The organism is Mesorhizobium loti, assembly GCA_014189435.1.
GTDB lineage: Bacteria > Pseudomonadota > Alphaproteobacteria > Rhizobiales > Rhizobiaceae > Mesorhizobium > Mesorhizobium loti_G.
Window position 1 is genome coordinate 1,995,987 of the sequence record CP050293.1, and the last position, 12,458, is coordinate 2,008,444.

General features: G+C 63.5%; 12 protein-coding genes. 9 read left to right on the forward strand and 3 right to left on the reverse strand.

Annotated elements, in window-relative coordinates; genetic code table 11:
- Window positions 1-2: 2 nt before the first annotated feature.
- The gene (locus HB777_09630) at window positions 3-2,207 is read right to left on the reverse strand and encodes a TonB-dependent hemoglobin/transferrin/lactoferrin family receptor (GenBank protein ID QND64143.1); all 2,205 of its coding nucleotides are present in this window, start codon (window positions 2,205-2,207) and stop codon (window positions 3-5) included.
- Between the two features lie 189 nt (window positions 2,208-2,396).
- Here HB777_09630 and hemP point away from each other — a divergent pair, with 189 nt between their 5' ends.
- From hemP to HB777_09655, 5 genes are read left to right on the forward strand one after another with little or no spacing between them, the layout of a single operon-like run.
- Window positions 2,397-2,603: a hemin uptake protein HemP gene (gene hemP / locus HB777_09635; protein QND64144.1), complete on the forward strand. Its 207-nt coding sequence runs from the start codon at window positions 2,397-2,399 to the stop codon at window positions 2,601-2,603.
- 23 nt (window positions 2,604-2,626) lie between these two features.
- Window positions 2,627-3,688, forward strand: a complete 1,062-nt coding sequence (locus tag HB777_09640) for a hemin-degrading factor (protein QND64145.1) — start codon at window positions 2,627-2,629, stop codon at window positions 3,686-3,688.
- Between the two features lie 11 nt (window positions 3,689-3,699).
- A complete protein-coding gene (locus HB777_09645; protein ID QND64146.1) occupies window positions 3,700-4,626 on the forward strand; it encodes a hemin ABC transporter substrate-binding protein in 927 nt (308 codons plus the stop codon).
- Between the two features lie 11 nt (window positions 4,627-4,637).
- Window positions 4,638-5,735, forward strand: a complete 1,098-nt coding sequence (locus HB777_09650) for an iron ABC transporter permease (GenBank protein ID QND64147.1) — start codon at window positions 4,638-4,640, stop codon at window positions 5,733-5,735.
- Window positions 5,736-5,742: 7 nt separating this feature from the next.
- Window positions 5,743-6,534, forward strand: coding sequence for a heme ABC transporter ATP-binding protein (locus tag HB777_09655; GenBank protein QND64148.1), 792 nt, complete (start codon window positions 5,743-5,745; stop codon window positions 6,532-6,534).
- A gap of 129 nt (window positions 6,535-6,663) precedes the next feature.
- Here HB777_09655 and rirA read toward each other — a convergent pair whose 3' ends face one another.
- Window positions 6,664-7,128 (reverse strand): iron-responsive transcriptional regulator RirA, encoded by a 465-nt coding sequence (gene rirA / locus HB777_09660; GenBank protein ID QND64149.1) that lies wholly within the window; start codon window positions 7,126-7,128, stop codon window positions 6,664-6,666.
- A 274-nt stretch (window positions 7,129-7,402) separates the two neighbouring features.
- Here rirA and HB777_09665 point away from each other — a divergent pair, with 274 nt between their 5' ends.
- From HB777_09665 to HB777_09675, 3 genes are all read left to right on the forward strand, one after another.
- Window positions 7,403-8,698: a DUF445 domain-containing protein gene (locus HB777_09665; protein ID QND64150.1), complete on the forward strand. Its 1,296-nt coding sequence runs from the start codon at window positions 7,403-7,405 to the stop codon at window positions 8,696-8,698.
- Window positions 8,699-8,809: 111 nt separating this feature from the next.
- Window positions 8,810-9,238: a phasin family protein gene (locus HB777_09670; protein QND64151.1), complete on the forward strand. Its 429-nt coding sequence runs from the start codon at window positions 8,810-8,812 to the stop codon at window positions 9,236-9,238.
- Between the two features lie 192 nt (window positions 9,239-9,430).
- Window positions 9,431-9,928: a MaoC family dehydratase gene (locus tag HB777_09675; GenBank protein QND64152.1), complete on the forward strand. Its 498-nt coding sequence runs from the start codon at window positions 9,431-9,433 to the stop codon at window positions 9,926-9,928.
- A 10-nt stretch (window positions 9,929-9,938) separates the two neighbouring features.
- On the opposite strand, the gene HB777_09680 is transcribed toward HB777_09675, so the two are convergent.
- Window positions 9,939-11,432: an MFS transporter gene (locus HB777_09680; GenBank protein QND64153.1), complete on the reverse strand. Its 1,494-nt coding sequence runs from the start codon at window positions 11,430-11,432 to the stop codon at window positions 9,939-9,941.
- Window positions 11,433-11,560: 128 nt separating this feature from the next.
- On the opposite strand from HB777_09680, the gene HB777_09685 reads away from it, so the two are divergent.
- The gene (locus HB777_09685) at window positions 11,561-12,451 is read left to right on the forward strand and encodes a LysR family transcriptional regulator (protein ID QND64154.1); all 891 of its coding nucleotides are present in this window, start codon (window positions 11,561-11,563) and stop codon (window positions 12,449-12,451) included.
- The last annotated feature ends 7 nt before the right edge of the window (window positions 12,452-12,458 follow it).

Consider the following 12,458-nt stretch of genomic DNA (forward strand, 5'->3'; position numbering starts at 1 on the left):
CATCAGCCTCCAAACCGCATCGTTGCCGCCAGCTTCAGCGTTATGCCCGGCTCATAAGCCGCGAAGACCGGGGTTGGGCCTGACGTGCTGATATTGAGCGGGTTGGCATATTTCACATCGAACAGATTATCGGCGCGGAAATCGATCTTCAGATTGTCCGTGGCCTGGTAGCTGGCGAAGGCATTGACCAGCGTGTAGTCCTCGGCGATCGGATTGCCCCTGGGCTTGCCGTTATATTGCACTTCGCCGCCGACAGTCAGCTTGTCCTCAAGGAAGCGCAGTCCGAGCTGGGCGGTGACCTGGGACGATGGGATGGTCAGCAGGTCAGCCCGAACGCCCTTGTAGGAAATGGTGTGACCATTGGTGATTGAAGCCGAGAGCCCGGCATAGCCCCATCCGGCATCATAGACGCCCTCCAATTCGAAGCCGTTGATCTTGGCCTTGGCAAAGTTCTGGTACTGGAAGCATATCGGGATACCGGGTCCGCTCGGGCAGCCGGCTGTCGGGTCAAACCGCGACAGGGTAACGCCATCGATGTAGTCTTCGACATCGTTGTTGAAATAGGCTGCCTTGATGCGCAGCGCATCGCCGGCTTCGAGGATGTCGTTCTGCTTGTAGTTGACGCCGAATTCGACGGTCTTTCCGGTTTCCGGCCGCAGATTGGGATTGGGCAGGAACGGGAAGGTGACTCCAGCCGGATGGCGACCGCTGATCAACGTTTCCGACAGGGAGGGCGACCTGTATCCTTCCGCATAGGTGCCGTAGAATTGCAGGCCGGCAAGGCTGGCGCTTTCGAAAGGCGAGACGCCGACGGTGATGCGCGGCGACAACCGGTCACCCGACGTTTCGTGTGTGTCATCCTTGAGGCTGTAATTGTCGTAACGCAGCCCGGCGATGACTTCGAGCCACTCCCAGGTGAGCTTGTCCTGGACATAGGCGCCAGAGACGTTGCGCTTGCCCGACGGCGTGTAGAAACTGTCGCCGCCGGCGGTGCCGCCGGTCTTGACATTGTCGCCGGCCCAATCGCCGCCATAAGTCAGTTCGTGCGCGATGCCGGCAGTCTCGAACCGGGACGTGTTCCAGATGTCGATGCTTGTCGTGCCGATGTCGAATGTCGACGTCGAGCCAGCCGGCAGCACGATGGGAAGGCCGGTGGTCGGGTCAAACCGGTTGAGAGGCACGAGGCTGGTCAGATCGAGATTGGTCTTGTTGTAGGAGGTGTTGATATGGAGATCGAGCCAGCTCTTGTCCTCATCGGTAATGTTGTAGCGCGCCGTGAAGGTGTTCGACTTCAGGTCGACGTCATTGACCGGCGCACCGCCGCTGATCTCGTTCCAGCCGTCGCTTGAACCGACCCAGCCGAGCTTCAGTTCGCTGTTGTCGGTTGGCCGGATGGTGGTCTTGAGCAGGCCGCTGAGCACGTCGAAGCCGGTGCCTTTGACCGTGTCGCCGCCGCCATCCTTGTAGTCGTCATAGTTGCGGTAGACGATGTTGCCGAGCGCGTCCCAGTTCTCGTTGAAGCGATAGGCGCCGGATGCGCTTGATGTCCAGCCCTTGCCGTTGCTCTCATAGCGTCCCGTGACCGAGCCGGCCCACGTCTCGTCAGGCTTGAGGAAATCCTGCGCATCCTTGGTGTCGAAGAAGACAACGCCGCCGATGGCGCCCGAGCCATAGGTGTTGGCCACCGGACCACGGATCACATCGACGGATTTGACGAGTTCGGGGTCGATGTGGAAGGTCGACTGGGTGCCGTGGTCGGAACGCTGGAAATTCTGCCGGGCGCCGTCGACGATGACCGCGACGCGACCGAAATCCTGCAAGCCGCGGATGTTGATGCTGGTGCTGACGCGCCTGGCGTCCGCCTGCGCCGCGACACCGGGCACGCCGAGCAACATCTCGTTCGGCGTCGTCGCCATGCGGCGGTCGAGCTGTTCCTGGCCGACATGGCTGGCTGACGCCAGCGATTCGATCGCCGTCTCGCCGGTGCGGCTGATGACGAGGATCTTGTCGAGCAGCGTTGCGCCCGCTTGTGCCGCCTTTTCTTCGTCGGCCTTCTTCGTTTGATCTGTCTGCTGGTCCGCCGGCTGCGCCGCCTGCTGAGCGTTGGCCAGCTGCGCCGACAAGGCGATCGCCGCCACGCTTGCCAGCAAAGCCGCCGCGCCGTTCGCCGCCGACCGGCCGCGCCATTCCCAAGTCACAAACCCCATGCCCAACTCCAAAGTCCAGGTTTCATGCTGGCTGGCCCGGGGCTGGCTGGCATTTTTGATCGTGTCCGGCGTCTTAAATGTTGACTCATGTATTGCACTGACTAATAAACATGATTATTCAAGTCAAGAAATGAATCGGACTACGCAACGCCTAGCCAGACGCCCGGCACAGGAAAGGGATCGATCCAGATGAACACCCACAATCCCAACGATTTTCGCTATCGCGTCCGCCGTTCCGACGATGCCTCCGCCCGTTTCGACCGGGTTCCGCTGGCGGTGCGAACCCTGTCCAGCAACACCTTGTTCCAGGGCGAGCACGAGATCGGCATCGAGCATCATGGCGCGCTTTACCGGCTGAAGATCACCCGCCAGGGCAAGCTCATTCTCAACAAATAAGGCAAGGCAACAGGGACCAAGACATGGACCAGCGCGTAAAACCCGCCCCGCATGAAGTCCGGCGGGCACGGACAGACAATCCGAAGACGCGCGAGCGTGATCTCGCCGCCCAGCTCGGCATTTCGGAGGCCGAGCTGGTCGCAGCGCATTGCGGCGACGGCGTCGTCCGCATCGAACCGCGCGTCAATGACCTGCTGACTGGCCTCGAAGCGGTCGGCGAGGTCATGGCGCTGACCCGCAACGAAAGCGCGGTGCACGAAAAGATCGGCGTCTATGACAAGGTCGTCACCGGCAACCACAATGCCATGGTGCTTGGCGAAAACATCGACCTGCGTATCTTCCCGAAAGTCTGGGCACACGGCTTTGCCGTGGAAAAGCGCGATGGCGACGAGATCCGCCGCAGCCTGCAGTTCTTCGACGCGGCAGGCGAGGCCGTGCACAAGGTGCATCTGCGGCCGGCCTCCAGCCTCTATGCCTATCAGAAGCTGGTCGCCGCGCTCGAATCGCCCAATCAGGAGCCGACGGCCGACATTTCAGGGCCGCTCCCCGATGACGAGATCCATGGCGACGAAGCGACCGCCAATCTCGACGATCTGCGCGACCGCTGGAGCCGGCTGACCGACGTGCACCAGTTCTTCGGCATGCTGAAGACGCTGAAGCTCAGCCGCCGCCAGGCGGTGCGCATGGTCGGCCAGGACTATGCCTGGCTGCTCGACAATGATGCGGTCCGGGCCATGTTCCATCATGCCGTGGACGGCGAGATGCCGATCATGTGCTTTGTCGGCAACCGCGGCTGCATCCAGATCCATTCCGGTCCGATCAAATCCATCAAGCCGATGGGGCCATGGATCAACGTGCTGGACGAGACCTTCCACTTGCACCTGAGAACCGACCACATCCACGAGGTCTGGGCCGTGCGCAAGCCGACCAAGAACGGTCATGTCACCTCGCTCGAGGTCTATGACGCCGACGGCAAGATGATCATCCAGTTCTTCGGCAAGCGTCATGAGGGCGAAAGCGAGCGTGACGACTGGCGGTTCCTGGCGGAAAACCTGCCGCGCATCCCAAGCCCGACCGCAGCCTGAGGATTTTAGAAATGGTTTCCTTTTCAAGACTGGCGCCGGTCCTCAGCTTGGCGCCCGTTCTAAGATCGGCAATGGGGCCGGCGATCGGTCTTTCCCTGGCTTTTGTGGCGCTGCAACCTGCTGGCGCCGCCGAAGGCACGGCCGTGTTTGCCGATCGCTCGAAGATTGCCGCCATTGGCGGCTCGATCACCGAGATCGTCTATGCGCTCGGCGAGGAGAAGCATCTGGTGGCGCGCGATTCCACCAGCCGGTATCCAAAAGCGGCGCTTGAGCTGCCTGATGTCGGCTACATGCGTGCGCTGTCGCCGGAAGGCGTGCTGTCGGTCAACCCGACCGGCATCCTGGCGCTGCATGGCAGCGGTCCCAAGGAAGCCGTCGATGTCTTGAAGAAGACGAGCGTCCCGTTCATCGAAGTGCCCGAGCACTATAGCCACGAAGGCATCCTCGAGAAGGTCCGCATCGTCGGCAAGGCGCTCGGCGTCGACGCCAAGGCCGAGGTTCTGGCCAGGGAGCTCGATGCCAAGCTCACGGCAGCCGAGAAGCAGACGGCGTCGATCAAGGAGCGCAAGCGCATCCTGTTCGTGCTGTCGATACAGGGCGGCAAGATCCTGGCGGCCGGCAGCGATACCGCCGCCGACGGCATGGTCAAGCTGGCTGGCGGCGTCAACGCGGTCGAGGGCTTTTCCGGCTACAAGCAAATGTCCGACGAGGCTGTTATCACCGCCAGGCCGGACGTGATCCTGATGATGAGCAATGCCGGGCCTCCGGTATCGGACGCCGAACTGTTCGGCAATCCGTCTGTTGCCTCGACGCCGGCCGGAACCGCGCGCAAGCTGATCCGCATCGACGGCGCCTATCTGCTCGGCTTCGGGCCTCGCACGGCCGATGCCATCCACGACCTCGCTGTCTCGCTTTATGGCGGGCAGGTCACGGACTGAGCAGGCAGATCATGGTCGATCAATCGATCGCCGGTCCGGTGACGGCGAGCGCATCCGAAGGCGACCGGTCGGGCCGCGCCCGTATCGTCATTCTTCTGCTGTGCCTGGGGCTCGCGGCTGCCGTTTTCCTGTCGCTGACATCGGGGGCGTCGGACGCATCGGCCGTCAACGTCATCGGCGACTGGCTGTTCGGCACAGTGCCTGATAACGCCGCATTGAGTGCCCGCGACAGCCTGATCGTCTACGACATCCGCCTGCCGCGTATCATCCTCGGCATGCTGGTCGGAGCGGCGCTCGCAGTCTCCGGCGCGGTCATGCAGGGGCTGTTCCGCAATCCGCTGGCCGACCCCGGCCTGATCGGCGTTTCGGCCGGCTCGAGCCTCGGCGCGGTTGCCGTCATCGTGCTCGGCGCCACGATGTTGGCTCCGGTGACAGCCTTGCTCGGCACGCTCGCACTGCCGCTGGCGGCCTTCTGCGGCGGGCTGGCTACCACGCTGGTGCTTTACCAGGTCGCGACGCGGCGGGGGCAAACCTCGGTTGCCACCATGCTGCTCGCCGGCATCGCACTGGCGGCGCTCGCCATGGCGTTGACCGGCATCCTCATCTTCATGGCCGACGATCGCCAGTTGCGCGACCTGACCTTCTGGCAGCTCGGATCGCTCGGCGGCGCGACCTGGGCGAAGATTGCTTCCGTCGGGCCGATCATCGTGCTGGCGCTGGCGGCAATGCCGTTCCTGGCACGCGGCCTCAACGCGCTGGCGCTGGGCGAGGCGACCGCCGGCCATCTCGGCATTCCGGTGCAGCGGCTGAAATACACGGCCATCATCGGTGTCTCGGCGGCGGTCGGCGCATCCGTTGCCGTCAGCGGCGGCATCGGCTTCGTCGGCATCGTGGTGCCGCATTTGTTGCGCTTGGCTGTTGGCCCCGACAATCGCTATCTACTGCCGGCTTCGGCGCTGCTCGGTGCCTCGCTGCTGCTTCTGGCCGATGCTGTGGCGCGCACCATCGTGGCGCCGGCCGAACTGCCGATCGGCATCGTCACCGCGATAGCAGGCGCGCCGTTCTTCCTTTGGATACTGCTGCGCAAGCGCGGCGTAGTCGACCTGTGAGGCCTGGATGATCGAGGCAAGAGACGTTTCGGTTGCGATTGCCGGCAAGCCTATCGTCACCGGTGTCGATTTCCACGCGCGGCCCGGCGAGATCGCCGCCATCGTCGGCCCCAATGGTTCGGGCAAGACGACCTTCCTCAAGGCGCTTTCCGGCGAACTCGCCTACACCGGGCGCGTCGCGCTCAACGGCCGCGACCTCCGCGCGATGAAGCCGGTCGAGACCGCCGTCCAGCGCGCGGTGCTGCCGCAGGCGACGACGCTGTCGTTTCCGTTCACGGTGCGAGAAGTGGTCAAGCTTGGCCTTGTCGGCGGACGCTCGGGCGTCTTGCCGGGCGAGGATGCGCGGCTGCCGGAACGGGCGCTGGCGCGCGTCGATCTCGACGGCTTTGCCGGTCGTTTCTACCAGGAGCTTTCGGGCGGCGAGCAACAACGCGTCCAGCTTGCGCGCGTGCTGTGCCAGGTCTGGGCACCGGTGCTCGACGGCAAACCGCGCTATCTCTTCCTCGATGAGCCGGTTTCCAGCCTCGACATCAAGCACCAGCTGATCATCATGAACATTGCCCGCGACTTCGCCAGAAGAGGCGGCGGCGTGGTTGCCATCCTGCATGACCTCAATCTCACGGCCATGTATGCCGACCGGATCTTCGTCATGCATCGCGGCCGGCTGGCCGCCACGGGGTCGCCGCAGGACGTGCTGAGCGATGATCTGATCGAAAAAGTGTTCGACTGCCGGCTCAGGGTCGGCGTGCTGCCGGCCGGGAACATGCCCTTCGTTCTGCCGCAATCGTCGGTCGGTTGATGTTCAGGTGAGGCCGGCCTGCGAACGGCTGATACCTGCGCTTCCGGCATTGCGCGCCAATTGTGGACGTCGGCGCCGCCCTCATTGCCCTGCCGGGCATTTCTCCCCGTAGCACGGGGAGAAAGATGCTCAGGCAGCCGGGGCGCGGCGCTCCATCAGCATGTCGATGCCGAGCAGGTTGCGCACATTCGGCCGCGCCGCCACCAGATCGGCGATCGTGTAGCGGGCGAGCACGGCAAAGAACGCATTCAGCGCCTCGCGTAGCGCCGAATTCAGCGCGCAGCTGTCGACCAGCGGGCATTCGGCGGCATCGTTCTCGAAGCATTCGGCCATGGCGAAGCTTTCTTCCGTCACGCGCACGACATCGAACAGGCTGATGGCTTCAGCCGCCCGGCCAAGCTTGACGCCGCCATTCCTGCCACGCACGGTTTGGACCAGGCCGTGCTCGACCAGCGGCTGCAGGATCTTGAACAGGAAAAGCTCCGACACCGAATAGGCGGCCGCGATCTCGGGGATGCGGCTCAACCGGTCGTCATTGGCCGCGCAATACATCAAGATGCGCATGGCATAGTTGGTCTGGCGCGTAAGCCGCATTTTGTCCTCACAAGGCACTGGTGCGGTGCAACCACGCCAGATCTGGAAATTTGCTGATGCGGCTTTGACCCGAAATTCCGGATTCGCCGCATTGGCCTTATCCGAATATGGCCTATACCTTGGAACAATTCCAGACTGGCTTCGACCAATAGATGAATTTTCTCCTCAACTTTGTGTGCGCAGCCGGGCGAGATTCCGGGCGAAACCGGCTGTCACGGGTATTTCGGGCGTCGAAACACTAAATAGGCTGAGATCGACGAGGAGCGGCTCATCCATGTCACAATCGGCTTCGTCCCTGGCGCCTGTCCGTTTCGATGCCGACGCGGATACCAAGCTTTCCGCGTTGCGGCGGACAAAATTCGTCGCGGCGGCCGCACTGGCGCTTTGCGTGGCGGTGTTTGCGCTCGCCAAATCCTTCGAGCACATCCATCCGTGGCTCGGCTTCGTCGCTGCCTTTGCCGAGGCGGCGACCATCGGTGGGCTCGCCGACTGGTACGCGGTGGTGGCGCTGTTTCGACGGCCGCTGGGACTGCCGATCCCGCACACCGCCATCATCCCCGAGAACCAGAACCGCATCGCCGACAATCTCGGCCGCTTCATCGAGGTCAACTTCCTCGCCCCTGAGCCGGTGCGTGAAAAGCTTGCTGAGGTCGATTTCTCGGCCCTGGTCGCCGACTGGCTGGCCGATACCGAACGCGCCGCCGGCCTGTCGCGCTTCGTCGTGCGGCTGGTGCCGCAGACGCTGGCCGCCGTCGAACAATCCGGCCTGCGCGGTTTCGTCACCAGCCGCATGCTCGAACAGATCGAGAAGGTCCCGCTGGCGCCGCTGGCCGCCGAGCTGCTCTCCGCCCTGACCGATGATCGCCGCCACCAGAAACTGTTCGACGAATTCACCAAGGTGATCGGCCGGTTCCTCAACGACGAACAGGCGCTGGCGACGATGCGCGAGAAGATCCGCGAGGAACTGCCGTCGCTGTTCAACCTGTTCAGAGCCGACGCCTATCTCCTGAAGAAGATCGTCGCTTCGGCCGGCTCGCTGCTCGACGAGGTGAGGGCCGATCCCGACCACCCGATGCGCGCCGAATTCGACCATTTCGCTCAAGCCTTCATCGAAAAGCTGAGGACATCGAAGCAATATGCCAAGCGCGCCGAGAAGCTGAAGCGCGATTTCCTGGCCCGGCCGGAAGTCAAGGGATTGGCCGTCGACATGTGGGCAAGCCTCAGCCAGTTCATCGAGCAGGACGCCAAGGCGCCGAATTCGGTTATCCGCGCGCATCTCACCAACATGTTCGTCGAGGTCGGTCGGCATCTTGCCAGCGATGCGCAGATAAGGGCCGACATGAACCAAGGGTTCGTGGTGGCGCTCGCGTCGTTCGTGGAGAGCCAGAAGAGCGGCGTGTCGACATTCATCGCCGACCAGGTCAAGCGCTGGGACCTCGCGCAGCTGACAAGGCTGATCGAGATGAACATCGGCAAGGACCTGCAATACATCCGCTTCAACGGCATGATCATCGGCGGGCTCGCGGGTGTCGTGCTCTATGTGGCCGAGCGGCTGTTCCTCGTGAATTGATGCGCGGCCAGGCTGGTGTTGATTCCGCCGCGTCCGAATGGACTCACGGCACGCGGGTGCTATTCTCCTGCTGAGGGCGCCCGCATTTGCGGCAAAGGGGAGCAAACGAGCATGGCAAAACAACCGGAATCCGATTCCTTCATGGACATGTTCGGCAGGTTCGGCCGCGACCTGAAGGTGCCCAATGTCGATGTCGAAGCGATCCTCGCCCATCATCGCAAGAATCTCGAAGCGCTGGAGAAATCGGCACGAGCCGGTGCCGCCGGCGCGTCCTCGCTGTTGTCCAGACAGCGCGAAATGCTGCAGGACACGCTGCGCGAGGTCACCGAGGTAGCACAAAGCTACAGGGCGCCGGGCAATCCGCAGGAACTGATGGCCAAACAGACGGAGTTTGCCAGAAAGTCCTTCGAGGCGGCGTTGAAGAATGCCGGCGAAGTGGCTGAACTGGTCAAGAAATCCGGTACCGAATCGGCCGACATCCTGCGCAAGCGCATCAAGGAGGCGATGGAGGAAATCCGCGCCGGCTACGAGAAGAAGTAGCGGATGTGGCCGAGGCGGGTTCGTTGCCGCCGGCTGCTCTGAAAGCCGACAAATCCCGATTTAGCCTGCCGTTGCGCTGGGAGGCACGGCGCGATTGCGGTTGGATTCGACGGAACGGATTCACGCAGGGCGAATTGACAGAGGCCGTCAGTTCGTGGTCCGGAGGCTTTGCAAGCGATCGGGAAAGCAGGAATGACTGAAATACGGCCTAAAACGCCGCCGACCTTCGACCAGTTGAGGACGATGGCCGGGCAAGAGCTCGGTGTGTCGGAATGGACGACGGTCGACCAAAACCGCATCGACCAGTTCGCCGAATGCACCGGCGACCATCAATGGATTCATGTCGATCCTGAAAGGGCACGGCGGCAAAGCCCGTTCCGCACGACGATCGCGCATGGCTATCTGACGCTGTCGATCATCGGCGCGCTGGCGCTCGGAATGGGCATCGTGCCCGAGAATACGCAGGCGGCCTTCAATTATGGCTTCGACAAGGTGCGGTTCCTGGCGCCGGTCAGGGTCGGCGCGCGCATCAGGCTGCGCACCACGCTGCTGTCCATGGAGGACAGGGGCCCCGGCCAGTATCTGATGAAGGCGGCCAACACGGTCGAGATCGAAGGCGAGGAAAAACCTGCCCTGATGGCAGAAACGCTGGTCATGCTCTATGAACGCCGCAAGCGGGCAGGAGCCTGAGAGCGATCCGCTAGGAGCCGTCGGTTTGCGCAAAGTCAGAGGTTTTTGACACGTCCACCAGTCTCTGCCGCTTGAACTCGGCGCGGGCCGAGAGCATCGCGAGGAACAGCGCGACCAGCGCCAGCACCGTTGCCGTCTGAAAGGTGACCTGCATTCCCCGGGCAGCGGCCTCGGAACTCAGAAGACCGATGCCTTGGTGCCCTTCGGCCGATGCGACGGCGAATATGGCGCCCATCAACGATGCGCCGGTGATGAGGCCGAGATTGCGCGAAAGGTTGAGCAGGCCGGATATGAGGCCGCGCTGGCTGGCTTCGATACCGGTCATGACGGCTGCGTTGTTCGACGTCTGGAACAGCGCGTAGCCGATGCAGGTGACGGTGATCGGAACGACATAGCCGGCAATGCCGAATTTGGTCATGGCGAGCGACAGCAGGAATGTGCCTGTCGTGAGGCTGAGCAGGCCGGCGACCATCATCCTGTGGGCGCCGAAGCGGTCGGTCAGGCGTCCGGCCATCAGCGCCGACAGGGTCGAGACAAGCGGCCCGGTCGACAGCACGAGACCGACCATTGCGGCATCGAGCCCAAGTCCTCGCGACAGGTAGAACGGGGCAACCACCAGGGTTGCCATCATCACCGTCGCGACAACGAGGCTCATGGCGAGACTGGCGCTCAGTTGGAGATCGCGGAAGCTGGCAAGCTGGATCAACGGGTTTTTCACCCTCACCTGCGCGGCGGCGAAGAGAAAGACGCCGATGCCGGCTGCGACCAGCAGGCCGATGTTTAGTGCGCCGAAATTGCCTCTGCCGAGCGTCATGGCCAGCGCATAGGCGGCCAATGTCAGGGCCAGCAGCGCAGTCCCCATGACATCGAACGTGCCTCGGTCGACCTGCGCGGTTTTATTGCGCGCCGGCAAGGCACGCCAGGCGAGAGCGAAGGTCAGCACACCCAGCGGGACATTGACGAGGAAGATCGCCCGCCAGCCGAAGCCGGCGATCAGAAGGCCGCCGAGCGAGGGGCCAAGTGTTGTGCCGATCGCGGACATGGCGCCGAGCAGGCCCATGGCGCTGCCGATTCTGTCTTTGCTTACCGTTTCGGCGACAAAAGCCAGCGTCAACGCCATCATCAGCGCCGCGCCAAGTCCCTGCACGGCCCGCGCGGCAATCAGCAGCCACAGTGTCGGCGCCAGGCCGCAGAGCACCGATGCCGATGTGAACAGCGCGATGCCGCCAAGCAGCAAGGGCCGGCGCCCGAACATGTCGGCCAGCCGTCCGGCGCTGACGATCAGCGTGGTGATGGCGAGCAGATAGGCCAGGACCACCCATTGCACGGACTGGAACGACGCGCCGAAATTCTGCATCAGCGACGGCAACCCGACGCTGGCAATGCTGGTTCCCAGCGACGACAGCAGCGTGGCGAGCGACAGGCTTGCCAGCGCCCAGCGGGCGGATTGCATCTGTGGCAGCGCCGGTGCGCGCCCGTCTCGATTTTGCTCAGCGATTGCCACGGCGATCTCCTTCCATCGGTCCCACAACCGGAACTGCTGGAGATCTAATCCCATGGACGATGTGGCGAAAGACGCAGCATTTGCATCTTATTCGTGCGTTTGACGCCATATCGTGCCATGATCCGCCGATGACATCGCCCGATCTCAATCTGCTGTTCGCTCTCGACGCCCTGCTGACCGAAGGCAGCGTGGCGCGCGCCGCCAGCCGTCTGCGCCTCAGTCCCTCGGCGATGAGCCGGACACTGGCGCGGCTGCGCGAGGCGACGGGCGACCCGCTGCTGGTTCGCGCCGGTCGCGGTCTGGTGGCGACGCCGCGCGCGGAAGAACTGCGACAGCAGGTTGGCCGCGTCGTTCAGGATGCGGAGGCGCTGCTGCGTCCTGCCACCCTGCTTGATCTCCGGAGCCTGGACAGGGTCTTCACGCTGCGCACCAATGAGAGTTTCGTCGAAGAATTCGCACCTCGTCTCGTCGCCCGTATTCAGGCCGATGCGCCCGGCGCGCGGCTGCGCTTTGCACCGAAGTCCGACAAGGACGTCATGTCGTTGCGCGACGCGGCGATCGACCTGGACATAGGCGTCGCCGGCGAGACCGGACCGGAGGTGCGCATCCAGGCATTGCTTCGCGATCGCTTCATCGGCGCCGTGCGAACGGGCCATCCCCTGAGTGAGGGCGCGGTGACGCCAGAGCGCTATGCGGCAGGCCGGCACATCAGCGTTTCACGGCGTGGCCGCGAGAAAGGGCCGATCGACGAGGCTTTGAACGGGCTGGGGCTGCAGCGGACGGTCGTGTGCATGGTTTCCGGTTTCTCGGCAGCCCTTGCCATGGCCCGCACATCAGACCTGATCGCCAGCGTGCCCGAGCGGCACACCGAGGGCGCACGCGCCGGCATGCACAGTTTTCCCCTGCCGGTCGCCACCGCTGGGGTCACCATCTCCATGCTGTGGCACCCGCGCCTCGACGCCGATCCGGCGCAACGCTGGTTGCGTGATTGCGTGCGGGAGGTCTGTGCGAACCGCTAACGGACGA